The organism is Streptomyces sp. NPDC048001 (assembly GCF_043203115.1).
Taxonomy (GTDB): Bacteria; Actinomycetota; Actinomycetes; order Streptomycetales; family Streptomycetaceae; genus Streptomyces; species Streptomyces sanyensis.
The window spans coordinates 33,063-55,598 of the sequence record NZ_JBIDBN010000009.1 but is presented as its reverse complement, the minus strand read 5'-3'; the positions used below and the strand labels follow the sequence as shown (position 1 = coordinate 55,598).

The window sequence follows — 22,536 nt, the reverse complement described above, 5'->3', positions numbered from 1 at the left end:
GAGCAGAGGCGGCCGACGGGTCCGCCGGTCCCGTCAGCCGCCGTCGGCGTCCGTGCGGGGGAGGACGACCGGCGGTCCGGACGCCTTCGCCGCCACCGCGACACCGCCCCTGGCCGACGTCGTCGTCCTGTCGTCCGGCGCGCCCGGCTCCGTCAGGACGGCCCCGGCCGGCCGTTCCCGTGCCTCCGGCCCGGGGAGGAGGCCACCGGGTGCAGCCGGGCCGTCGTCGAAGCCGCCGTACGGGGTGTCCACCGGCAGCCCGCAGAACGGTTCCGGGCCCGGGCCCGGTCACCCGCCCCTCGCCGTTCCGCACGGTGGCGCCGGGGACTCCCGCCGTGCCCGCGGGACTCCCCGGGGCTCAGAGCGCCTGGGCCGCGGGCTTGACCATGCCGCGCACGGTACGCGACTTCACGAAGTCGCCCATCGCCGTCATCTCCCACTCGCCGGAGAACTGGCGGATCAGCTTCGCCATGATGACGCCGGTCTGGGGCTCGGCGTCCGTGAGGTCGAAGCGCACCAGCTCCTCCCCGGTGGCGGCGTCGATCAGGCGGCAGTACGCCTTGGCGACCTCGGTGAACTTCTGCCCGGAGAAGGAGTTCACCGTGAACACCAGACCCGTGGCGTCGGCGGGCAGGCGGCCCAGGTCCACCACGATGACCTCGTCGTCGCCCGCGCCCTCGCCCGTCAGGTTGTCCCCGGAGTGCTTGATGGCGCCGTTGAGGATGGAGAGCTTGCCGAAGTAGCAGCTGTCCAGGTGGTTGCGCCGGGGGCCGTAGGCGATGACCGAGGCGTCCAGGTCGATGTCCTTGCCCCGGAACGCGGGCTCCCAGCCGAGGCCCATCTTCACCTGGGAGAGCAGCGGGCGCCCGCCCTTGACCAGCGACACCGTCTCGTTCTTGCGCAGGCTGACCCGGCCCTTGTCCAGGTTCACCTTCCCCGCACCGGGCGCGGGCGCCGGGGGCGCGGGCGGGGCCTGGGGCGCGGCGGCCGGAACCGCGGCGACGGGGGGAGCCGGGGGTGCGGGGGGCATCGGAGGAGCCGCGGGGGCCGCGGCGGCGGGGGGAGCCTCGTCCACCGACACGCCGAAGTCGGTCGCGATGCCCGCCAGGCCGTTCGCGTAGCCCTGGCCCACCGCCCGGGCCTTCCACGCCCCGCCGCGGCGGTAGAGCTCGACCACCACCAGCGCCGTCTCGGACCCCAGCCGGGGCGGCGTGAACGAGGCCAGCGCGCTGCCGTCGTCGGCGTTGCGGACGGTCGCGGTCGGCTCGATGCCCTGGAAGGTCTGCCCCGCCGCGTCCGGGCTCGCCGTGACGACGACCCTCTCGATACCGGGCGGGACCGCCGCGGTGTCCACCACCACCGCGTCCGGGGCCGTCCCGCCGCCGGACCGGTAGCTGACACCGGGGCCCTGCGGCTGGTTGTAGAAGATGAAGTCGTCGTCGGAGCGCACCTTGCCGTCGGCGGTGAGCAGCAGGCCCGATACGTCGAGCCGCACCGGGGCGGTGACGTCCACCGCCACGCGCACGGCGGTGAGAGGGATGTTCGAGCCGGGGGTCATAGCTGTCATGAAAGGCGTAACGAGCGAGTCCGCTTTACCGTTCCCTTACTCTTTCGGCCCCGTGCTCCCGGGCGCTCCTCGGCCCCGTGCTCCCGAGGCGCTCCTCCGGTCCCTTCGGCGACCGGCTCGGGGGGACGCCCGTCGCCGCGGTCGGGCTCTCGTGACGCCCCGCCCCGGGTTTCCGGGCCACCGGTGCCCGGTCCGCCGCCCCGGACGGGGCGGACCGGAAGCCGGGCGGAATGCGGGGCGCCGCCGCGGTGTTCCCCCTGCGGCCGCCGTCGCAACCGGCGGCAGACCCGTACGACCTGGAGTGATGAGAGAACCATGCGTGTCGAGATCTGGTCCGACGTGGCGTGTCCCTGGTGCTACATCGGCAAGGCCCGCTTCGAGAAGGGGCTCGCCGCGTTCGCCCACCGCGACGCGGTCGAGGTGGTGCACCGCTCCTTCGAGCTCGACCCGCACCGCGCGCCGGGAGACGTCGCCCCGGTGATCGACATGCTCGCGCGGAAGTACGGCCGCACCCTCGACGAGGCCCGCGCCATGGAGGAGCACGTCGCCTCCAACGCCCGCGCCGAGGGGCTCGGCTACCGCACCGAGGGCCGCGACCACGGCAGCACCTTCGACATCCACCGGCTGCTCCACCTCGCCAAGGCCCGCGGCCGCCAGGACGCGCTGCTCTCGCTCGCCTACCGTGCGAACTTCGCCGAGGAGCGCTCCGTCTTCGACCGCGCCGTCCTGGTGGACCTGGGCGTCGAGGCCGGGCTGGAGGAGGCCGAGGTGCGCGCCGTGCTCGACGACCCCGCGGCCTACGCCGAGGAGGTGCGGGCCGACGAGAGCGAGGCGGCCTCGCTCGGCGCCACCGGTGTGCCGTTCTTCGTCTTCGACCGGCGCTACGGGGTCTCGGGCGGCCAGCCGGCCGAGCTGTTCACCCAGGCTCTGGAGCAGGCGTGGCGGGGCCGCCAGGACACCGGGCCCGCGACCGGCGCGGTGCCGGAGGCCCGGCACCCCGCCGGCCCCGGCGGGGCCGCCGCCTGCGACGCCGACGGGGCCTGCGAGGTCCCCGCCCGCTGAGGGCCGTCCCGCCCTCCCCGCCGCTCGAAGGCGAGCACGGCGGGTGCGTGCTCCGCGCGAAGGGCCCGCGGCCGGGCGCGGGCGATGGCGGCACCGTACCGGCCAACACCCGGCCCGGCCCCGCCGGTTGACCGGCGGCCGTGCGCGGACCAGGGTGATCACATGGAGACGACACCGAGCACCCCCGGCCTTCATCCGCTGGCCGCAGCCGAGTTCGCGCCCGCCTCGACCTACCTCAACACCTCGCTCTGCGGGCTGCTGCCGCACCGGGCGGTGCGCGCCGTGGGCAGGCTGGCGCAGGAGCTGGCCGACGGGCGGGCGGGCGGCTCCGGGGACTGGGCCGCCGTCGAGGCGGTGCGGGCCTCCTTCGCCCGGATCGCGGGTGTGGACGCGACCCGGGTGGCCGTCGGCGGATCGGTCTCCGTCCATGTCGGGCTGATCGCCGCGTCGATGCCGCGCGGGGCGGAAGTCCTCTTCCCCGAGGGCGAGTACGCCTCCGTGATCACACCCTTCACGGTGCGCGGCGACCTCACGGCGCGCTTCGCACCGCTGGAGTCGCTGGCCGAGGCGGTCGGGCCGGACACGGCGCTCGTCGCGCTGTCCTCGGTGCAGTCCTCGGACGGCCGCGTGGCCGATCTGGAGGCCGTCCGGGCGGCGGCCGCGGCGCACGGGGCGCGCACGCTGCTCGACGCGAGCCAGTCGGCGGGCTGGCTGCCGCTGCGCGCGGGGGAGTGGGACTACACCGTGACCGGCGGCTTCAAGTTCCTGCTCTGCCCCCGCGGGGTGTCCTTCCTGACGGTGACGGAGGAGGCGCAGCGCACGCTGCTGCCGATGCACGCGGGCACCTTCGCCGCGGAGCGGCTGTGGGAGACGGTGTACGGCCCCATCGGCGAACTCGCCCACTCGGCGCGCCGCTACGACGAGCCCCCGGCCTTCCTCTCCTACCACGCCGGGCGCCAGTCGCTGGCCCTGGTGGAGGAGGTCGGCACCGAGGCGCTCCATGCCCATGCGCTGAGCCTGGCCGACCGCTTCCGCGCCGGTCTGGAGGCCCTCGGCCGGGAGCCGGTGCAGGCGGCTTCGGCCGTCGTGGGGGTGACCGGGCTCGGCGGGTGCGCCGAGGCGCTGGCCGCCGACGGCATCTCGGTGTCGGCGCGGGCGGGGAACCTGCGGGCCGCCTTCCACCTGTACAACACCGCGCACGACGTGGACCGCGCGCTGGACGCGATCGAGCGGGCCGTGGGGAAGCGGGCCTGAGCAGCCCCGGAACCGCGCGCCGGGCGCCCGCCCCGGAGCGCCGCTCGGCTCAGCCCGGGACGGGGCCGGGCTCGGCGGCGCACTCCGGCACGGCGAGGCCCTCGGGCGCCGCGGCCTCCCGCCCGAGGGGGCAGTCCGCCGACTCCACGCAGAGGTTGGCCTCGACCTTGCCCAGCAGCCGGGCCAGCTCCTGCCGCTCCCCGGGTTCCAGGCCGGCCAGGGACCACTCCTCCAGCTCGGTCCACGCCGCGGTGACCTCCGTCAGCAGGGAGCAGCTGCGCTCGGTCGCCTCGACGAGCACCGCCCGGCGATCGGACGGGTCGGGGCCGCGGCGGACGTGCCCGGTCTGCTCCAGGCGCTGGAGCATCTTGGTCACGGTCGAGGGGTCGAGGCCGACGCCCCGGATCAGTTCGGACTGGCGGACCGGTCCGGCGCCCCACAGCCGCATCATCACGAACTCCTGGCCGGGGTAGAGGTCGAGGCGCCGCAGGAGCTTCCCGGCGGCGATGCGGTGCAGCCTGGCCACCCGTGACAGGGCGTGGCTGACGGGGCCCCCGCGCGCGGCGAACGGAAGGGCGTCACCGCAGGCTGCGTCGCCCTGGGCGCCGGACATGGGGCCTCCTCGGCCGCGGACCGCCGTCGGGCCGCGGGCTGCTCTCGGGTGGCGGGTGCCGGGCCGCCCTTCCGCCGGTGCGGCGGTCGCGGGCCCGCCCCACATGCTGTCACACATTTTATCTTGGCTGGCCAAGTAATGCGCTACAGTGACTCCCGTCGGAATCATTGGCCGACCATATAAACCTGGGAGATCCTCATGACCACAGCCTTCGACCCGGTCCTGCTCGGCGGCCGCCGGCTCGCCAACCGCATCGTCATGGCGCCGATGACCCGCAGCCGCGCCCACGGTCCCGGCCTGACGCCCACGGCCGCCACCACCGAGTACTACCGGCAGCGCGCCGGGGCGGGGCTGATCGTCACGGAGGGGATCCAGCCCTCGCCCGTCGGCCAGGGCTACCCGGACACCCCCGGACTGCACACCGCCGAGCAGGTCGCCGCCTGGCGCGAGGTCACCGACGCGGTGCACGAGGCGGGCGGGACGATCTTCGCCCAGCTCATGCACGCAGGCCGGATCGGCCACCCCTCCCTGCTCCCGGACGGCCTCACCCCCGTCGGCCCCTCGCCGGTCGCCGCCCGCGGGCAGATCTACACCCACACCGGCCCGCGGGACTTCGTCACCCCCGCCGAGCTCACCGGCGACCAGGTGCGGGCCACCATCGCCGACTTCGCGGCCGCGGCGCGCAACGCCGTCGAGGCCGGCTTCGACGGGGTTGAGCTGCACGGTGCCAACGGCTATCTGATCCACCAGTTCCTGGCCCCCGGGACCAACCTGCGCACCGACGCGTGGGGCGGCGGCGACGAGGCGCGCACCCGTTTCGCCGTGGAGGCCGCCAGGGCGGTCGCCCAGGAGATCGGCGCCGACCGCACGGCGCTGCGGATCTCGCCCGGCAACCCGTTCAACGACATCGACGAGCCGGACCCCGAGCCGGTCTACACGGCCCTGGCCGAGGCCGTCGAGCCGCTCGGGCTCGCCTATCTCCACGTCGTCGAGAGCGGCCCCGCCCAGCGCGAACTGGTGCTCACCCTGCGCAAGCTGTTCTCCGGCACCCTGGTGCTGAACCCGGCGACCGAGGGGCCGACCGGACCCGAGTCGCTGACCCTGGTCGAGGACGGCGTCGCGGACCTGGTGGCCTTCGGGGCGCTCTTCCTCGCCAACCCCGACCTGCCGCGCCGGCTGCGTGCCGGGGGCCCGTTCAACACCCCCGACCCCGCCACGTTCTTCGGGGGCGACCACCGCGGCTACACGGACTACCCCGCACTGCCCGCGGAGGAGGGCGCCGCCGCGCAGGGCTGACCCCGTACGGCCCGGCCGCACGGCGCACGACGGCACACGGCCGGGGCAGGTCTCCTGAGGAGGACCTGCCCCGGCCGTGTGCCGGCCGACGCCCGGACGGGGGCGGCGGACGCCCCGCCCGTCGTGCGGGTGCTACGTCACCGGGGTGAAGTCCCGGGCCCCGATGAACTCCGGGCGCCGCACGGGAGCGGAGAAGGGCTCCTCCGCGGTGTTCTCCACGCTGTTGAACACGATGAAGACGTTGCTGCGCGGGTACGGGGTGATGTTGTCGCCCGAGCCGTGCATGCAGTTGCAGTCGAACCAGGTCGCCGAGCCCGCGCGGCCGGTGAACAGCCGGATCCCGTGCTCGCCCGCCAGGCCGGTGAGCGCCTCGTCCGACGGCGTGCCCGCGTCCTGCATCTGGAGCGACTTCTTGTAGTTGTCCTTCGGCGTGGCACCGGCGCAGCCCAGGAAGGTCCGGTGCGAACCGGGCATGATCATCAGCCCGCCGTTGGTGTCCCGGTTCTCGGTCAGCGCGATCGACACCGAGACGGTGCGCATGTTCGGCAGTCCGTCCTCCGCGTGCCAGGTCTCGAAGTCCGAGTGCCAGTAGAAGCCGGAGGCGCCGAAGCCGGGCTTCACGTTGATCCGCGACTGGTGGACGTACACCTCCGAGCCGAGGATCTGGCGGGCCCGGCCCACCACGCGCTCGTCGCGCACCAGGGCGGCGAAGACCTCGCTGATCCGGTGCACCTCGAAGACCGAGCGGACGTCCTGGGAGCGCGGCTCGACGATGGAGCGCTCGTCCGCGCGCACCGCCGGGTCGGCGACCAGCCTCTCCAGCTCGGCCCGGTAGACGGCGACCTCGTCGTCGGTCAGGAGCTCGTCGACGGTGAGGAAACCGTCACGCTCGAAGCCCGCGAGGTCCGCGGTCCCGATCGGCCCCGCGGCACCCGGCGGGGACCAGACGACCGGGTCCTTGCGCGGGGTCAGCACCTCGCGGGCGCCCCGGGTGGGGTACAGGTCGGTGCGTTCGGGTGCGGTGGTCATGCCTCAGTCCTCCTCCGTCAGCAGCGGGTACACGCCGTTCTCGTCATGGTCCTCCCGTCCGGTCACGGGCGGGTTGAAGACGCACACGCAGCGGAAGTCCGTCTTCGGGCGGAGCGTGTGGCGCTCGTGCCCGTCGAGCAGATACATCGTGCCCGGGGAGATCCAGTGCGTCTCGCCCGTCTCGTGGTCGGTCAGCTCGGCCTCGCCCTCCACGCAGAGCACGGCCTCGATGTGGTTCGCGTACCACATCGACGTCTCCGTGCCCGCGTAGAGCACGGTCTCGTGGAGCGAGAAGCCGACCTTCTCCTTCGCGAGCACGATGCGCTTGCTCTCCCACGTGCCGGACGCGGCCCGCACATGGCGATCGGTGTTCTCGATGTCCTTGAGCGATCGGACGATCACGGTACGTTGCTTCCCTTTCGGTGGTGTTGCGGTGGGTCAGGCGGTCTCGCGGACGGCCCGGGCCAGGATGCGCAGGCCCTCGTCCAGCTCGTCCGGGGAGACCGTGAGGGGCGGCAGCAGCTTGACGACCTCGCTCTCCGGGCCGGACGTCTCCAGCAGCAGGCCGAGCTCGAAGGCGCGGGAGCAGATTCTGCCGGCGCGGCTGTGGTCGTCGAACTCGATGCCCCAGACGAGCCCGCGGCCCCGGAAGCTGAGTCCCTGGCCGCCCTCCTCGTCGACGATCGCCAGCAGCGCGCGCTCGACCTGCTCGCCGCGGGCGAGGGTCTGCTTCTCCATCTGCCCGTCGGTCCAGTAGGTGTTCAGGGCGGCCGCGGCGGTCACGAACGCCGGGTTGTTGCCGCGGAAGGTGCCGTTGTGCTCCCCGGGCTCCCAGATGTCCAGCTCGGCGCGGAACAGGCACAGGGACATGGGCAGTCCGTAGCCGCTGATGGACTTCGACAGCGTCACGATGTCCGGCGTGATGCCGGCCTCCTCGAAGGAGAAGAAGCCGCCCGTGCGGCCGCAGCCCATCTGGATGTCGTCGACGATCAGCAGCATGTCCTGGCGCTCGCACAGGTCCTTGAGGGCGCGCAGCCACTCGGGGCGCGCGACGTTGATGCCGCCCTCGCCCTGGACCGTCTCCACGATCACCGCGGCCGGCTTGTTCAGGCCGGAGCCCTGGTCCTCCAGCAGGCGCTCGAACCACAGGAAGTCCGGGACCTGGCCGTCGAAGTAGTTGTCGAAGGGCATCGGGGTGCCGTGGACCAGCGGGATGCCCGCGCCGGCCCGCTTGAAGGCGTTGCCGGTGACGGCCAGCGAGCCCAGGGACATGCCGTGGAAGGCGTTGGTGAACGAGACGATCGCCTCGCGGCCCTTGACCTTGCGGGCCAGCTTGAGCGCGGCCTCGACGGCGTTGGTGCCCGTCGGCCCGGGGAACATGACCTTGTAGGGCAGGTCGCGCGGGCGCAGCACGACGTTCTCGAAGGACTCCAGGAAGGCGCGCTTGGCCGCGGTGGCCATGTCCAGGCCGTGGGTGATGCCGTCGCGCTCCAGGTAGTCGATCAGAGCGCGTTTCAGGACCGGGTTGTTGTGCCCGTAGTTGAGCGAGCCGGCACCGGCGAAGAAGTCCAGGTAGGTGTGGCCGTCCTCGTCGTGCAGATAGCTGCCCTGCGCGCGGTCGAAGACGGCGGGCCAGCCGCGGCAGTAGCTGCGGACCTCGGACTCGAGGGTCTGGAAGACGCTGAGGGCGGGAGGGGTGATGGTCACGGCGGTCTCCAAGGGTGGGGGGGTCAGGCTGCGAGCGGGCCGATGCGGTAGAGCACTTCCGGCTGGTGCGTCCCCTCGGGGAACAGCCCGCCGTCGAAGAGCACCTCGCGGCGCAGCGCTGCGTCGTGGCGCTCCGCGAAGGAGGTGAACAGCCGGTCGGACGCGGTGTTGTCGGGCGTGATCGTGGTCTCGATCTCGCGGACCCCGCGACCGCCGGTGACCTTGGCCGTCAGTGCGTCCAGCAGGACGCCGGCCAGGCCCCGCCCGCGGTGCGCCGCGTCGACGGCGACCTGCCAGACGACGAGGGCCTCCGGCCGGTCGGGCCGTACGTATCCGGTGACGAAGGCGAGGGGCTCGCCGTCCCGTCCGCGTGCCACGATCGAGGTGGCGGCGAAGTCGCGACACCACAGCAGGTAGCTGTACGAGGAGTTGAGGTCCAGGACCTCGGAGTCGCGGGCGATGCGCCAGATCGCGGCTCCGTCCTCCACTCGTGGGGTGTCGATCTCGAAAGGCTCCGGCTCTGCGCCGGAATCCGGGAATGCGTCTCGGGCTCGTACAAGGTCTTCTTGTGCGGCGGTCATGCGAATTGAATTTACCGAGCAAATTTCGAGATTGCATCGGGCGGAGGGGTTGGGTGGCGCCCCGGTATGTGTTATCGCGCGGGCGCGACCTCCCGGCTGCCCGGGTGGCGATTTGCCCCGGTACGCACGGACATTTGGGGGCAAAACAAATTTTGTGTGGTGTCGGTCACACTCGCGAAACGTCCGTGACACGCCCCCGAAGTGTCAACGAAATCGTTGGGAATCCGCGGGTTTAGCCTCCGGAATCGGGGGCAGCAGAATGTGGGGAGCTATCCATGGGAATTCGCTCGCGGTGTTTTGCGGGTGTTGCACGGAGGATGCCCCCGCGCATTCTGTTATTACTTTCCGCATTATCCGCGCGTCGCCCGGCCGGAGGCTCCGGCGGCGGACCGCGGCGGACCGCGGCGCAGGGCCGGGCACCGCCCGGCCGGAGCCCGCTCACCAGCAGCCGTCGGCCGCCCGCAGCGCGCCCTCGACGTCCACCGCCCGGCCCTGCGCCGCGAGCGCCGCGCCGAGGGCCGCCAGCGAGGAGCGGACCGTGCCGCGGGTGGCGTCCGCACCGTGGTGGTTGACCCGGACCAGCTCCTTCGCCAGGCTCCCGCCGCCCGCCACCAGCGGCAGCGAGGGGTCCGAGGCGAGCGCCGACGCCACCAGCTCCCCGGCGTCGACCCCCTCCGGCGCCCGCAGGGTCGTCGCCACCGGGGCGGCCTCGGCGGCCTCCCGTACGAAGGGGGCCAGACCGCCACCGAGCGCCACCGCGCCCGCACGGACCGCCGCCGCGGCCGAGGCGTGGCGCTCCCGCACCGCCCGGGGCCCCTCCGCCTCGATGCGGTCCAGGCACGCCTCCAGCGCCAGCATCTCCAACTGCGCGGGGGCGTGCGGCAGTGCCCGGCGCCCGGTGTCGATCCACCGCTCCTTCCAGTCCAGCAGCGACAGGTAGGAGCGCCGCGGCGCCCCGGCGTTGGCGGCCATCCGCTCCCAGGCCCGGTCGCTCACCGAGACCGCCGAGACGCCCGCCGGGCCTCCCATCGCCTTCTGCGCGCCGATCACGCACAGGTCGACGCCCCAGGCGTCGACCCGCAGCGGCTCGGCGGCCACGGAGGCCACCGCGTCGACCATGAGGAGCGCCCCGTGGGCGCGGACCGCCTCGCCGATCTCCGCCACCGGGTTGGTGTTGCCGGTCGCGGCCTCGGCGTGGACCAGCGAGACGAAGCCGGTCTCCGGGCGGGCGGCCAGCGCCGCCCGCACCTGCTCCGCGGTGACCGCGGTGTGGAACGGGACCGCCAGGTCGACCACCTCCGCCCCGCAGTCCCGCAGCCAGTCGCCGAAGGTCCGGCCGTAGGGCCCGGTGACGATGTTCAGGGCCGTCGAGCCGCGGCGGGCACCGCCGCGGATGCAGCCCTCCAGCGGCAGGAGCGCCTCGCCCTGCATGATCACCACGTCCTGCCGGGTCTCCAGCAGGGCGGCGACCCGGCGCTCGATGGCGGCGAACCGGGCAGCGGTCAGCGGCGGCAGGTCCAGCAGGGGGTGCGTCACGGCGGTGCTCGGCTCTCTGGCTCGTCGGCTCGGCCGGCCCGGGAGGGCCGGAGGCGGGGCCCCGGCGCGCTGCCGGGGCGGGTGCCCGGCGGCGCGCCGCCGTCCGTCCGCGCCCGCGGCCGGGCGGCCCGGCCCCGGCCGAGCCTACCGAGGCCCTCGTACCCTGCCTTGTATGAGCGATCACACGGTGCTGAAGGTGGAGGGGCGGGTGCTCACGGGCCCCGACGAGGCGTGCGACGAGCTCTGGGTGGTGGACGGCCGGATCACCTACGAGCGCCCCCGCGCCGAGGCGGTCACCGTGCGCGGCTGGGCGCTCCCGGGCCTCGTCGACGCCCACTGCCATGTGGGCCTCGACCGGCACGGGCCGGTGGACGCGGCCACCAGCGAGAAGCAGGCCCTCGCGGACCGGGACGCGGGCGCCCTGCTGATCCGCGACGCGGGGTCGCCCTCCGACACCCGCTGGATCGACGACCGCGACGACCTGCCGAAGATCATCCGCGCGGGCCGCCACATCGCCCGCACCCGGCGCTACATCCGCAACTACGCCCACGAGATCGAGCCCGGCGACCTCACCGCCTACGTCGCCCGCGAGGCGCGCCGCGGCGACGGCTGGGTCAAGCTCGTCGGCGACTGGATCGACCGGGAGGAGGGCGACCTCACGGCCTGCTGGCCGCGCGGGGCCGTCGAGGCCGCGATCGCCGAGGCGCACCGGCTCGGCGCCCGGGTCACCGCCCACTGCTTCGCCGAGGACTCGCTGCGGGACCTGGTGGAGGCCGGAATCGACTGCATCGAGCACGCCACCGGGCTGACCGAGGAGACCGTGCCGCTCTTCGCCGAGCGGGGGGTGGCCATCGTCCCCACGCTGGTCAACATCGCCACCTTCCCGCACCTGGCCGACGGCGGCGAGGCCAGGTTCCCGCGCTGGGCGGCCCATATGCGCCGGCTCCACGAGCGCCGCTACGACACCGTGCGCGCCGCCTACGACGCGGGCGTGCCCGTCTTCGTGGGCACCGACGCGGGGGGCTCGCTGGCCCACGGGCTGGTCGCCGACGAGGTGGGCGAGCTGGTCAGGGCGGGCATCCCGCCCGTGGAGGCGCTCTCCGCGACGACCTGGGGCGCCCGGCGGTGGCTGGGCCGCCCGGTACTGGAGGAGGGCGCCCCTGCCGACCTCGTGGTGTACGACGAGGATCCGCGCGCCGACGTCCGCGCCCTGGCCGGACCGCGCCGGGTGGTGCTCAACGGCCGGATCGTCGGCTGAGGCCGGTGCCGTGCAGCCGTGTTGACCGGCCGTGACCTCCGGCCCGTCGCGACCGTTGAAACACTTTCGGCGCACGCACGGCCTCGGGCGCGGTGCGCCCGCACGCGGGCCGGGCGCACCACCCCGGGGGAGTGACGGACGGGGCGGGAGCGAACGCACATGCCTCGGGAATCGAATACCGAAGCGGAAACCCCCCTTTGGGGTGAACTCACGTCAGGTGCCCCTGTGTTCACCCTCCGTGCGTAAAGATCTGGGTGTCTTCGCCGCCGGACGAGGGCCCCGCGCGTCCCCGCGGGCGTTCGGCGGCGCCATGTCTTCTGTGGGGGTTCCACCACCGTGAACAGCAACACCTTCCGTGCGCCGTCCGCCCGCGTCCCCGCCCGCCGCACCACCGCCGTGCTGGCCGCGGGGGTGCTGGCCGCCGGACCGCTCGCCCTCGCCGCGCCCGCGCACGCCACCGACGGCCCGACCGGGGGCGAGGCCTCCGCGGTCGTGCTCCGCGCCGGGCTGGACGTGGGGCTGCTCGACAAGACGGTCCAGGTCCCGCTCCGGACCACCCTGAACGCCGTCGAAGCCCCGCAGAGCGCCGAGAAGACCGCGCTCAGCGTGACCCTGGACGGCGTGGACAAGGGGCGCCCGATCCGGATCCTGCGGGCGGACACCGCCACCGCCGAGGCCGCCGTGGAGGGCGGCCGGGCCGAGGCGTCCAGCACCCTGGTGCAGGCGAAGGTGCACGTGCCCGGCCTGCCGCTGCTCTCCCTGATCGAACTCCGGCAGGTCACCTCCGAGGTGAGCTGCGAGGCGGGGAAGCAGCCCACCGCCGCCGCGAACGTCCTCGGGCACGTCCGGGTCCTCGGCAAGAAGGTCACGCTGAGCGCCGGCGGGCCGACCGTGGTCGACGTCCCGGCCGTCGGCAAGGTCACCCTCGACCTGTCGAAGACCAGTACCACCTCCACCACCGCCGCGGCGGCGGCCCTGCAGCTGAAGGTGTCCGTCGACCCGCTGGAGCTCAACGTCGCCGAGGTCGAGGGCGAGATCACGCTCGCCGAGGCCACCTGCACCTCGCCCCAGGCCCCGGCCGAGGAGGAGAAGCCCGCGCAGGAGGAGACCGGGCCCGAGCAGCCCGCGCAGGAGGCCGAGCCCGGTGAGGAGGCGGAGTCGCCCGCGGAACCGGAGAACAACATCTCGGTGCAGTCCGCGGGCGAGCCGACGCAGAACCTGGCCGAGACCGGCGCCAGCTCCACCACCCCGTACCTCGCCGGCGCCGCCGGTGTGCTGCTCGTCGGGGGAGCCGCCGCGAGCGTCCTGGCCCGCCGCCGCTCACGCGGCCAGGGCTGACACCGGGCCGCGGGAGCGGCGAGGGGGCGCGGACCGCCCGCGCACCCCGCCGCTCCGCGCCCGTCCGGCGACGCGCCCGTCCGGCGCCCGGTCGGGCCCCACCGAGGGGGGAGGGGCCCGACCGGGCGGCGCCCGGACCGCTCAGCCCACCGCCGTCAGAGCCTGGTCCAGAGCCTGGAGGAATCGATTCGTCGTCGCCCTGTCCCGCACGGCCAGCCGCAGCCACCCGCCGTCCAGGCCCGGGAAGGTGTCGCCCCGGCGGGCCGCGAAACCGAGCCCCCGCAGCACCTCGCGCACCTCCGCTGCCCGGCGGACCCGGACCAGCACGAACGGCCCCGCCGCGTCCGGGACGGCGCGGACCTCGTCGAACTCCGCCAGCCCGGCCAGCAGGTGCGCCCGGTCCGCCGCGACCTCCGCCGCGGCCCGCTCCGCCTCCGCCAGCGCCGCCGGGCGCATACACGCCTCCGCGGCGGCCAGCGCCGGCGTCGAGACCGGCCAGAGCGGCTGGACCCGCTCCAGGGCCGCGACCGTGCCCGGCTCCGCCAGGACGTACCCGATCCGCAGCCCGGCCAGCCCCCAGGTCTTGGTCAGGGAGCGCAGGACCACCAGGCCCGGCACGTCGGTGCGCCCGGCCAGCGCCTCGGGCTCGCCCGGCACCGCGTCCATGAACGCCTCGTCCACCACCAGCACCCGCCCCGGGCGGGCCAGCCGGGCGAGGAGCTCCGCCGGGTGCAGCACGGAGGTGGGGTTGGTCGGATTGCCGACGACCACCAGGTCCGCCGACTCCGGGACCGCCTCCGGCCGCAGCCGGAACGCCTCCTCCGGCCGCAGCAGCACCCGGCCGACCTCGTGCCCCGCGTCCCGCAGCGCGGCCTCCGGCTCGGTGAACTGCGGGTGCACGACCACGGGTCTGCGCACCCGCAGCGCCCTGGCCAGCAGGACGAACGCCTCCGCCGCACCCGCCGTCAGCAGCACCCGCTCCTCGGGGAGCCCGTGCCGGGCGGCCACCGCGGCCCGGGCGGCCCGGGAGTCGGGATAGGCGGCGAGAGCGGACAGGGAGCCGGCTATGTGCTCCCGCAGCCAGCGGGGCGGTGTGCCGGCGCGGACGTTGACCGCGAGGTCGACCAGACCGGCGGCGCCGTCGCGCACCTCGGCGTCCCCGTGGTGGCGCAGGTCGTGGACGGGGGCCGGCGTCCCGGGCCGCTCGCCGCCCTCGTCGAGGTCAGCGCGGGTGTACATGGCCGCCGCGCAAGGGTGCAGGGGGGATCGACACGATGGGTCTCCTCGTGAACGTGGGGGGAAGAACGCACGCAGGCCATCATGGCTCGTAAGGGCCGATCCCGGCAGTGCCCGGGAGCACACTCCCGCTCCGCCGCGCGATCGCGCAGGTCGCGGAGGCCCGGCGCCCGGCCGGCCTCGACACCCGCTTGGGGAGCAGCAGTTCGCCGCCCCCGGCGAGGGCCGCGGCCTCCGCGACCGAGGGCGTGCCCACCGCCGCCAGCACGGCCGCGGATCCTCCGGGCACCTCCACCGCGGCCAACTCCCCCGCCGGGTAGGCCAGCAGCGGCACCCCCAGCCGCTCCGCCGCGCCCACCACCCCGGGCTCCCCGGCCCGGGCGTCCAGGGTGGCCAGCGCCGCCACCCGCTCCGCGGGCAGCCCCGCCTCCCGCAGACAGCGTCGGACCAGCCCCTCCACCTCCGCGAGCGGCGCCCCGCGCGAGGCCCCGACGCCGACCACCAGGTCCCGCACCGCACCCGGCCCGCTCACCGCTCGCCCCGGGAGCCGATCCGGGGCAACCGGGTGACTGGGGGGCCCGCGGGGTGCGGACGCCCTCGCGGATGGGCTAGCAAGGGCGCATGGCGGTGTTCGTCGCGCTCGGCGCGTTCCTGATGACGCTGTTCGGCGGCTGGACGGCGCAGCGCGCCACCGGCCGCAGGCCGCTGGTGCTCGGCCTCGCGGGCGGGCTGATGCTCGGCGTGGTCGGGCTCGAACTCCTGCCGGAGGCCCTGGCGGCCGCCGGCGGGCCGTTCCTCGGGGTGCCGCGGGGCCTGCTGCTGTTCGTCGCGGGCTTCCTGGTCGCGCATCTGGCCCAGCGGCTGCCCGCGGCCCGCCGGACGGCGGACGGGCCGGCGGTACGCGATCCGCGCACGGGCGTCGCGGCCGCGTCCGCGATGGTGCTCCACAGCCTGATGGACGGTGTGGCGCTCGGCGCGGCCTTCCAGATCGGCGGCGGGATGGGAGCCACCGTCGCCCTCGCCGTCGTCACCCACGACTTCGCCGACGGCTTCACCACGTACACGGTCACCAGCCTCTACGGCAACACCAGGCGCCGGGCGCAGCTGATGCTGCTCGCGGCCGCGCTCGCCCCCGTCGCCGGGGCGGCCACCACCCTGCTGTTCGCCTTCCCCGAGGCGCTTCTCGGCGGCTACCTCGGCTTCTTCGGGGGAGTGCTGCTGTACCTGGCCGCCGCCGAGATCCTTCCAGAGGCCCACGCGGAACGTCCCGCCGGATCCACCCTGCTGTGCACGGTCGGCGGCGTGGGCTTCGTCTGGCTCGTCGTGGGCCTGGCCGGATGACCGGCCACCGGCGGTCCGCGCCCGGAGCCCGCCCCCGCGCGCCCTCACACCCGGTGTCCCGCGCCCGCCCGGCAGGCGGCCACGAACCGGGACGCCGTACCGGGGCGGGACGCCCAGTGGGTGTGCAGATAGCTGGCGTGCACGCCGCCCTGGACGAAGCCCTCCACCCGCCGCTCGGGACGGACCATGCCCCACGCGGGCACCGGGCCCGCGCCCGGCTCCAGCACCGTGCGGTGGAACTCGTGGCCGCGCATCCGGGAACCCGCGGCGGCCAGCGGGCTGTCCGCCAGGGCCACCGCCTCCCGGTACCCGAGCGTCAGCCGCGGCGACATCCGCGCCTCGGCGTCGAGCACCCCGCACATCGGCCGCCCGTCCAGGGAGCGCGCCAGATAGAGCAGGCCCGCGCACTCGGCCGCGACCGGCGCACCCGAGAGCGCGAGGCGGGCGACGTCCCGGCGCAGGGGCTCGTTCGCCGACAGCTCCGGCGCGTACACCTCGGGGAAGCCCCCGCCGACGACCAGACCGCGGGTGCCCTCGGGCAGCCGCTCGTCGTGCAGCGGGTCGAGGGGCACGACCTGCGCCCCCGCGGCCCGCAGCAGCTCGACGTGCTCCGCGTACGAGAAGGTGAAGGCCGCACCGTCGGCCACCGCGACCACCGGCCGCTCCCCGCCGCCCCCGGCCGCTCCGCCCTCTGCCAGTCCGTCCTCCGGGCGCCAGGGGGCCGCGTCCAGCGGCGGGGCCGAGCGGGCCAGCGCCAGCAGCGCGTCCAGGTCGCAGCCGGCCCGCACCTGCTCCGCCTGCGCCCGCACCGCCCCGACCGCCTCGGCGCGCCGCTCGGCCACCGGGACCAGCCCCAGGTGCCGGGAGGGCGTCTCGACCGCGGGAGCCCGGCGCAGCACGCCCAGCACGGGTACCCCGGAGCCGCCCAGGGCCTCCCGCAGCAACCGCTCGTGGCGGTCGGTGGCCACCTTGTTGAGGATCACCCCGCCGATCCGGACCTCCGGGTCCCAGGACGCGAAGCCGTGCACCAGCGCGGCCACCGAGCGGGACTGCGAGGAGGCGTCCACCACCAGCACCACGGGAGCCCGCAGGAGCTTGGCCACCTGCGCGGTCGACGCCAGCTCGCCCTGGCCCGCCGCGCCGTCGTACAGGCCCATCACGCCCTCGACGACGGCCAGCCCGCAGCCCGCGGCGGCGTGGGCGAACAGCGGGCCCACCAGCTCGGGACCGCACAGGTAGGCGTCCAGGTTGCGCCCCGGGCGGCCCGTCGCCAGCGCGTGGTACCCCGGGTCGATGTAGTCCGGGCCCACCTTGTGCGGGGACACCGCGAGCCCGCGGTCGGCGAACGCGGCCATCAGACCGGTCGCCACCGTGGTCTTGCCCGCGCCCGAGGAGGGCGCGGCGATGACGAGACGCGCTACCACTCGATGCCCCGCTGGCCCTTCTGGCCGGTGTCCATCGGGTGCTTCACCTTGGACATGTCGGTGACCAGGTCGGCGAAGTCGACCAGCTTGCCGGGGGCGTTGCGGCCCGTGATCACCACGTGCTGGGTGCCGGGCCGGGTGCGCAGCACCTCGATCACCTCGTCGGTGTCGATCCACCCCCAGTGCAGCGGATAGGCGAACTCGTCCAGCACGTACAGCCGGTGGGTCTCGGCGGCGAGGTCGCGCTTGACCTGCTCCCACCCCTCGCGGGCCTTGTCCTCGTTGGCCGGCTCGCCGTCCGCGGGCGTGCGCTGGATCCACGACCAGCCCTCGCCCATCTTGTGCCAGGCCACCGTGCCGCCCTGCCCGCTGGCACCGAGGACCTTCAGCGCGTTCTCCTCGCCGACCTTCCACTTGGCCGACTTCACGAACTGGAACACCCCGATCGGCCAGCCCTGGTTCCAGGCCCGCAGGGCGAGCCCGAAGGCGGCGGTCGACTTCCCCTTGCCGACGCCCGTGTGCACGAACACGAGCGGCCGGTTGCGGCGCTGGCGGGTGGTGAGTCCGTCGTCCGGGACGACGGACGGCTGTCCCTTGGGCATCAGGCGGCCCTCCTGGCGGTGGTTGCGGTGCGGACGTCCCTCACGAGGCCGGCGATCGAGTCGGCGCGCAGCTCGTCCAGGGTGACGGCGGTGCCGCCGAGTTCGCCGGCGAGGGTGCCGGCCAGACCGAGGCGCACGTACCCCGACTCGCAGTCGACCACGACCGACGCGGTCCCCTCGGCGGCGAGCAGCCGGGCCGCGCGCAGCGCCGAGCCGAAGGCGTCGCCCGCCCCGGTGGCGCGGCCGTCGGTGACCACGACGAGCAGCGGGCGCCGCGCGGGATCGCGCAGCCGCTCCACGCGGAGCGTCTCACGGGCCTTCAGCAGCCCGGCCGCCAGCGGCGTCCGCCCGCCGGTCGGCAGCGAGCCGAGGCGGGCCGCCGCCGCGTCCACCGAGGAGGTCGGGGGCAGCGCCAGCTCGGCGTCCCGGCCGCGGAAGGTGACCAGCCCGACCTTGTCCCGGCGCTGGTAGGCGTCGAGCAGCAGCGACAGCACCGCGCCCTTGACGGCCCCCATGCGCCGGCGCGCGGCCATCGAGCCGGAGGCGTCCACCGCGAACAGCACGAGGTTGCCCTCCCGGCCCTCCCGCACGGCCTGGCGCAGGTCGTCCCGGCGGACCACCAGGCCCGCCCCGGCGCGGCCGCGTGCGCGCTGGTGGGGGGCGGCGGCCTGCACGGTGGCGGCCAGGTGGAGCCGGGTCAGCCCGCCCCGGGGCCGCCGCGCGCCCGTGGTGCGGCCGTGCTCGGTACGGGCCCGGGAGCGCCGCCCCGCGGCCCCGTCGCCGAGGCCCGGGACGCTGAACATCCGCGCCCGGAAGGGGTCCGCGGCGGGGACGGGCCGCTGCTCGCCGCCCCCCGGGCCCCCGGGGGCCTGCCGCCCGTCCGGCCCGGGGGCACCGCCGGCCTCCGGGCCGGTCCCGGACGGATCGGGCGCGGCACCGTCGGCCGCGGGGCCCTCGCCCTGCGGCGGGACACCGCCACCGCCCCCGTCGTCGCCGGGGCCGGGAGGCGGCCCGGGGTCGGGGTCCGGGTCCGGCTCGTCCTCGCCGCCGAAGCGGGACAGCGTCTCGTCCAGGGTGTCCTCGTCCAGGCCGGGCGCGTCGAAGGGGTTGCGGCGGCGGCGGTGCGGCAGCGCGAGCAGGGCCGCCCGGCGCACGTCCTCCTCCACGACCTCCGAGCGGCCCGCCCAGGCCGCCAGCGCGGTGGCCGTCCGGGCCATCACGATGTCCGCGCGCATCCCGTCGACCTCGAACGCCGCGCAGGTCGCCGCGATCTGGCGCAGTGCCGTGTCGCCCAGCGCCACCCGGGGCAGCAGCTCCCGCGCCCGGCGGACCCGCTCCCGCAGCTCCTCCTCGTCCTCGGCCCAGCGGGAGGCGAAGGCGGCCGGGTCATCGTCGAAGGCCAGCCGCCGGCGGACGACCTCCACCCGCTGGTCCGGGTCGCGGGAGGCGGCCACCTCCACCGTCAGCCCGAACCGGTCGAGCAGCTGCGGGCGGAGCTCGCCCTCCTCCGGGTTCATCGTGCCGACCAGCAGGAACCGGGAGGCGTGCCGGACGGAGACACCCTCGCGCTCCACGTAGGAGGCGCCCATCGCCGCGGCGTCGAGCATCAGGTCGACCAGGTGGTCGTGGAGCAGGTTGACCTCGTCCACGTAGAGGATGCCCCGGTGGGCGTCCGCGAGCAGGCCCGGCTCGAAGGACTTCACCCCGTCGGCGAGGGCGCGTTCGATGTCCAGGGACCCGACCAGGCGGTCCTCCGAGGCGCCCACGGGGAGTTCCACCATCCGCGCCGGACGGGAGTCCGGGGCGGCGGCCGGGTGCGGGCCGTCGGGGCACCCGGGGTCGGGCGCGGCGGGGTCGCACGAGAAGCGGCAGTCCGCGACCACCGCCACCTCGGGCAGCAGGTCCGCGAGGGCCCGCACCGCGGTGCTCTTGGCGGTCCCCTTCTCGCCGCGTACCAGCACGCCGCCCACCGCGGGGCTGACGGCGTTGAGCAGCAGCGCCAGCCGCAGGTCGTCCATCCCGACGACCGCGGTGAACGGGTAGCGGGTGCTCATGATCGCTCCTTCACGTCGCTGAGGGTTCTCGGTTCGGCCGGTGCGGCGCTCACGGCGCGCCCGGGGGGACGAACGGCAGGCCCGCGGGCGGGCCCTGCTCGATCAGCCGCAGCAGCGCACCGGTGTCGGCGTGCTCCTCGACCAGGTCGCCGAGCCGGTCGAGCTGCTCCTCGCGCAGGGCGCCGAAGCAGGTGTCCGGGGCGGGGACGAAGCGGCGCCCGGACTGCCGGGCCACCTCGCCCAGGAACGCCCGGCGGAAGCCGTCGCTCTCCAGGGAGCCGTGCCAGTGGGTGCCCCACACCGCTCCGACGCGGCAGCCGTCCAGGAAGGGCTCGCCGCCCAGCACCTCGGCCACCCCGTGGTGGATCTCGTAGCCCTCGACGGCCTCGCCGAGCGCCGCTCCGGACGGCCTCGCCAGCGTCTTCTCCCGGGCGAAGCGCACCCGGACCGGCAGCAGCCCCAGCCCCGGGACCGCACCGGCACGGGACTCCACCTCGTCGTCGATGTGCTCGCCCAGCACCTGGAACCCGCCGCAGACACCGAGCACCGGCCGCCCCTCGGCCGCCCTGCGGGCGAGGGCGTCGGCCAGTCCGCGGGTGCGCAGCCAGTCCAGCGCGCGCACCGTGCCCCGGGTGCCGGGGACGACCACGAGGTCGGCGTCGGCCAGCTCCTCCGGGCGGTCCACGAAGCGCACCACCACGCCCGGTTCGGCGGCCAGGGCGTCCACGTCGGTGAAGTTGCTCATCAGCGGCACGGCGCAGACGGCGACCCGCAGCAGCTCCCGGCCGACCGGCGGGGCCACCACCGACTCGCGCACGGCGCCGCGCAGGGAGACCCGCAGGCCGTCCTCCTCGTCGATGCCGAGGCCGTGCGCGTAGGGCAGCACCCCGTGGACGGGGCGGCCGGTGAGCCGGTGGAGCATGTCGAGCCCCGGTTGCAGCAGCGAGACGTCCCCGCGGAACTTGTTCACCAGGTAGCCGGCGACCAGCTCCTGGTCCTCGGGCGCCAGCAGCGCGGTGGTGCCGAAGAACTGGGCGAACACCCCGCCGCGGTCGATGTCGCCGACCACGACCACCGGCAGCCGTGCGGCCCGGGCCACGCCCATGTTGACGATGTCGGTGCGCCGCAGGTTGATCTCGGCCGGGGACCCGGCGCCCTCGCAGATGACCGCGTCGTGGGTGGCGCGCAACTCCTCCAGGCAGGCCATCACCGGCTCGAACAGCTCCCGCTGGCGGTCCCCGTGGTAGCCGCGGGCGCTCATCTCGCCGATCGGCCGCCCCTTCAGCACCACCTGGCTGGAGCGGTCCCCGCCGGGCTTGAGGAGCACCGGGTTCATCAGCGCCGTCGGCTCCACCCGGGCCGCTTGGGCCTGCATGGCCTGCGCCCGGCCGATCTCCGCGCCCTCCCGGGTCACGAAGGAGTTCAGCGACATGTTCTGGCCCTTGAACGGGGCGACCTTCACGCCCTGCCGGACCAGCCAGCGGCAGATCCCCGCCGTCACCACGCTCTTGCCCGCGTCCGAGGTCGTCCCCGCGACGAGCAGCCCGCCGCTCATCCCCGCCTCCCCTCCGGGGCCGCCCCGGTGGCCGCCCCGCTCCGCCGGGCGCGGCGGCGCAGCAGCGCCCCCGCGGCCAGCCGGGCGCCCGCGCAGACGGCGAGCGCCAGTGTCCCGGTCCGGCGCGACAGCCGCACCGCCCGGTCGATGTCCGCATGCTCCACCGGCCGCCCGCCGGGGTTGAGTTCCGGCCGGTGCTCGACCCGGCCGCCGTAGGCGAGGGTCCCGCCCAGCCGTACGCCCAGCGCGCCGGCGAAGGCGGCCTCCACGGGGCCGGCGTTGGGGCTGGGGTGGCGGGCGGCGTCCCGCCGCCAGGAGCGGAGCGCTCCGGCCGGGTCGGGGCCGGCGAGGGCCGCGAGGGCGGCGGTGAGCCGGGCCCCGGGCCACCCGGCGACGTCGTCGAGGCGCGCCGAGGCCCAGCCGTAGCGCAGGTGGCGCGGTGAGCGGTGGCCCACCATGGCGTCCAGGGTGTTGACGGCGCGGAAGCCGACGAGCCCGGGGACCCCCGCCGCGGCCCCCCACACCAGGGCGCCGACGACGGCGTCGGAGGTGTTCTCGGCGACCGACTCCACGACCGCGCGGGCGAGCTGCTGTGCGTCCAGGGCCCCCGGGTCGCGCCCGCACAGGTGCGGGAGCCTGCGCCGGGCGGCCTCGATGTCCCCGGCGGCCAGCGCGGCGCCCACCGTTCGGGCCTCCCGGCCCAGGGTGGTCCCGCCGACGACGGCCCAGGTGGCGGCGGCGGTGAGGGCCACGGAGGCGGCGGGGGAGCGGCGCACGGCCCGTGCGGCGAGCGCCGCGACCGCGACGGCGCCCCCGGCGCACACCGCGGTGTGGACCGCGCCGCGGGCCCGGTCGTCGCGCCACAGGCGGCGCTCGACGGCCGCGGCGGCGCGTCCGAAGGCGGCCACGGGGTGGCCGGTGCGGGGGTCCCCGATCAGCAGGTCGGCGGCGAGTCCGGCGGCGGCGCCGTACGGGAAGATCCGTTCGGCACGCACGGGGTCAGTGTCCCCGGGAGGGGTGTCGGAACGGCAGGGCTGAACCGCGGCCGGGCATGTGGCGAGTCCTCACTCAGGGTCCGCGCCC

General features: G+C 75.6%; 19 protein-coding genes and 1 pseudogene. 6 read left to right on the top strand and 14 right to left on the bottom strand.

Annotated features, from left to right (window positions below):
* Nucleotides 1-358 precede the first annotated feature (358 nt).
* Complete coding sequence (locus ACGF15_RS17930; RefSeq protein ID WP_392800023.1) at nt 359-1,558, bottom strand: TerD family protein; 1,200 nt, start codon at nt 1,556-1,558, stop codon at nt 359-361.
* Nucleotides 1,559-1,882: 324 nt separating this feature from the next.
* On the opposite strand from ACGF15_RS17930, the gene ACGF15_RS17925 reads away from it, so the two are divergent.
* On the top strand, nt 1,883-2,629 hold the full coding sequence (locus ACGF15_RS17925; RefSeq protein WP_345615715.1) for a DsbA family oxidoreductase: 747 nt from the start codon (nt 1,883-1,885) through the stop codon (nt 2,627-2,629).
* 162 nt (nt 2,630-2,791) lie between these two features.
* The gene (locus tag ACGF15_RS17920) at nt 2,792-3,883 is read left to right on the top strand and encodes an aminotransferase class V-fold PLP-dependent enzyme (RefSeq protein ID WP_392800020.1); all 1,092 of its coding nucleotides are present in this window, start codon (nt 2,792-2,794) and stop codon (nt 3,881-3,883) included.
* Between the two features lie 49 nt (nt 3,884-3,932).
* On the opposite strand, the gene ACGF15_RS17915 is transcribed toward ACGF15_RS17920, so the two are convergent.
* Nucleotides 3,933-4,496 carry a MarR family winged helix-turn-helix transcriptional regulator gene (locus ACGF15_RS17915; protein WP_345615712.1) on the bottom strand — a complete coding sequence of 188 codons (564 nt, stop codon included), beginning with the start codon at nt 4,494-4,496 and terminating at the stop codon, nt 3,933-3,935.
* 198 nt (nt 4,497-4,694) lie between these two features.
* Here ACGF15_RS17915 and ACGF15_RS17910 point away from each other — a divergent pair, with 198 nt between their 5' ends.
* Nucleotides 4,695-5,792 carry an alkene reductase gene (locus ACGF15_RS17910; RefSeq protein ID WP_345615711.1) on the top strand — a complete coding sequence of 366 codons (1,098 nt, stop codon included), beginning with the start codon at nt 4,695-4,697 and terminating at the stop codon, nt 5,790-5,792.
* Nucleotides 5,793-5,924: 132 nt separating this feature from the next.
* Here ACGF15_RS17910 and thpD read toward each other — a convergent pair whose 3' ends face one another.
* The 5 genes from thpD to ACGF15_RS17885 form a co-directional block, all read right to left on the bottom strand.
* Complete coding sequence (gene thpD, locus ACGF15_RS17905) at nt 5,925-6,821, bottom strand: ectoine hydroxylase (protein ID WP_345615710.1); 897 nt, start codon at nt 6,819-6,821, stop codon at nt 5,925-5,927.
* 3 nt (nt 6,822-6,824) lie between these two features.
* Nucleotides 6,825-7,223, bottom strand: coding sequence for an ectoine synthase (locus ACGF15_RS17900; RefSeq protein WP_256526899.1), 399 nt, complete (start codon nt 7,221-7,223; stop codon nt 6,825-6,827).
* A gap of 36 nt (nt 7,224-7,259) precedes the next feature.
* On the bottom strand, nt 7,260-8,528 hold the full coding sequence (gene ectB / locus ACGF15_RS17895) for a diaminobutyrate--2-oxoglutarate transaminase (RefSeq protein WP_345615709.1): 1,269 nt from the start codon (nt 8,526-8,528) through the stop codon (nt 7,260-7,262).
* Between the two features lie 23 nt (nt 8,529-8,551).
* Complete coding sequence (ectA, locus tag ACGF15_RS17890; RefSeq protein WP_345615708.1) at nt 8,552-9,109, bottom strand: diaminobutyrate acetyltransferase; 558 nt, start codon at nt 9,107-9,109, stop codon at nt 8,552-8,554.
* Nucleotides 9,110-9,547: 438 nt separating this feature from the next.
* The gene (locus ACGF15_RS17885) at nt 9,548-10,645 is read right to left on the bottom strand and encodes an aminotransferase class V-fold PLP-dependent enzyme (RefSeq protein ID WP_345615707.1); all 1,098 of its coding nucleotides are present in this window, start codon (nt 10,643-10,645) and stop codon (nt 9,548-9,550) included.
* A gap of 172 nt (nt 10,646-10,817) precedes the next feature.
* On the opposite strand from ACGF15_RS17885, the gene ACGF15_RS17880 reads away from it, so the two are divergent.
* Nucleotides 10,818-11,903, top strand: coding sequence for an amidohydrolase family protein (locus tag ACGF15_RS17880; RefSeq protein ID WP_362609090.1), 1,086 nt, complete (start codon nt 10,818-10,820; stop codon nt 11,901-11,903).
* Nucleotides 11,904-12,239: 336 nt separating this feature from the next.
* A complete protein-coding gene (locus tag ACGF15_RS17875; RefSeq protein ID WP_392800012.1) occupies nt 12,240-13,241 on the top strand; it encodes an SCO1860 family LAETG-anchored protein in 1,002 nt (333 codons plus the stop codon).
* 141 nt (nt 13,242-13,382) lie between these two features.
* Here the strand turns inward: ACGF15_RS17875 and cobC are convergent, their stop codons facing one another.
* Nucleotides 13,383-14,480 carry an Rv2231c family pyridoxal phosphate-dependent protein CobC gene (gene cobC / locus ACGF15_RS17870; protein ID WP_345615704.1) on the bottom strand — a complete coding sequence of 366 codons (1,098 nt, stop codon included), beginning with the start codon at nt 14,478-14,480 and terminating at the stop codon, nt 13,383-13,385.
* Nucleotides 14,481-14,571: 91 nt separating this feature from the next.
* Nucleotides 14,572-15,009: pseudogene (locus ACGF15_RS17865) on the bottom strand (cobalamin biosynthesis protein); the annotation flags it as partial.
* A gap of 89 nt (nt 15,010-15,098) precedes the next feature.
* Here ACGF15_RS17865 and ACGF15_RS17860 point away from each other — a divergent pair.
* Nucleotides 15,099-15,818 (top strand): ZIP family metal transporter, encoded by a 720-nt coding sequence (locus tag ACGF15_RS17860; RefSeq protein WP_345615703.1) that lies wholly within the window; start codon nt 15,099-15,101, stop codon nt 15,816-15,818.
* A 44-nt stretch (nt 15,819-15,862) separates the two neighbouring features.
* Here the strand turns inward: ACGF15_RS17860 and ACGF15_RS17855 are convergent, their stop codons facing one another.
* The 5 genes from ACGF15_RS17855 to ACGF15_RS17835 are packed head-to-tail and all read right to left on the bottom strand — an operon-like array spanning nt 15,863 to nt 22,448.
* Nucleotides 15,863-17,242 (bottom strand): cobyrinate a,c-diamide synthase, encoded by a 1,380-nt coding sequence (locus tag ACGF15_RS17855; protein WP_392800007.1) that lies wholly within the window; start codon nt 17,240-17,242, stop codon nt 15,863-15,865.
* Entirely contained in the window at nt 17,236-17,844 is a 609-nt protein-coding gene (gene cobO, locus ACGF15_RS17850; protein WP_345615701.1) for a cob(I)yrinic acid a,c-diamide adenosyltransferase, read from the bottom strand. Before cobO ends, ACGF15_RS17855 begins: the two co-directional genes overlap by 7 nt.
* Entirely contained in the window at nt 17,844-19,898 is a 2,055-nt protein-coding gene (locus ACGF15_RS17845; RefSeq protein ID WP_392800003.1) for a putative cobaltochelatase, read from the bottom strand. The genes cobO and ACGF15_RS17845 overlap by 1 nt, the downstream gene beginning before the upstream one ends.
* Before the next feature lie 49 nt (nt 19,899-19,947).
* Nucleotides 19,948-21,453 carry a cobyric acid synthase gene (locus ACGF15_RS17840; protein WP_392800000.1) on the bottom strand — a complete coding sequence of 502 codons (1,506 nt, stop codon included), beginning with the start codon at nt 21,451-21,453 and terminating at the stop codon, nt 19,948-19,950.
* Entirely contained in the window at nt 21,450-22,448 is a 999-nt protein-coding gene (locus ACGF15_RS17835; RefSeq protein WP_345615698.1) for a cobalamin biosynthesis protein, read from the bottom strand. Before ACGF15_RS17835 ends, ACGF15_RS17840 begins: the two co-directional genes overlap by 4 nt.
* Nucleotides 22,449-22,536: the final 88 nt, after the last annotated feature.

What these genes read in the sequence shown, in the direction of transcription:
- ACGF15_RS17930 (WP_392800023.1), bottom strand. Translation starts at nt 1,558, where the DNA reads ATGACCCCCGGCTCGAACATCCCTCTCACCGCCGTGCGCGTGGCGGTG.
- ACGF15_RS17925 (WP_345615715.1), top strand. Translation starts at nt 1,883, where the DNA reads ATGCGTGTCGAGATCTGGTCCGACGTGGCGTGTCCCTGGTGCTACATC.
- ACGF15_RS17920 (WP_392800020.1), top strand. Translation starts at nt 2,792, where the DNA reads ATGGAGACGACACCGAGCACCCCCGGCCTTCATCCGCTGGCCGCAGCC.
- ACGF15_RS17915 (WP_345615712.1), bottom strand. Translation starts at nt 4,496, where the DNA reads ATGTCCGGCGCCCAGGGCGACGCAGCCTGCGGTGACGCCCTTCCGTTC.
- ACGF15_RS17910 (WP_345615711.1), top strand. Translation starts at nt 4,695, where the DNA reads ATGACCACAGCCTTCGACCCGGTCCTGCTCGGCGGCCGCCGGCTCGCC.
- thpD (WP_345615710.1), bottom strand. Translation starts at nt 6,821, where the DNA reads ATGACCACCGCACCCGAACGCACCGACCTGTACCCCACCCGGGGCGCC.
- ectA (WP_345615708.1), bottom strand. Translation starts at nt 9,109, where the DNA reads ATGACCGCCGCACAAGAAGACCTTGTACGAGCCCGAGACGCATTCCCG.
- ACGF15_RS17880 (WP_362609090.1), top strand. Translation starts at nt 10,818, where the DNA reads ATGAGCGATCACACGGTGCTGAAGGTGGAGGGGCGGGTGCTCACGGGC.
- cobC (WP_345615704.1), bottom strand. Translation starts at nt 14,480, where the DNA reads ATGTACACCCGCGCTGACCTCGACGAGGGCGGCGAGCGGCCCGGGACG.
- ACGF15_RS17860 (WP_345615703.1), top strand. Translation starts at nt 15,099, where the DNA reads ATGGCGGTGTTCGTCGCGCTCGGCGCGTTCCTGATGACGCTGTTCGGC.
- cobO (WP_345615701.1), bottom strand. Translation starts at nt 17,844, where the DNA reads ATGCCCAAGGGACAGCCGTCCGTCGTCCCGGACGACGGACTCACCACC.
- ACGF15_RS17845 (WP_392800003.1), bottom strand. Translation starts at nt 19,898, where the DNA reads ATGAGCACCCGCTACCCGTTCACCGCGGTCGTCGGGATGGACGACCTG.
- ACGF15_RS17840 (WP_392800000.1), bottom strand. Translation starts at nt 21,453, where the DNA reads ATGAGCGGCGGGCTGCTCGTCGCGGGGACGACCTCGGACGCGGGCAAG.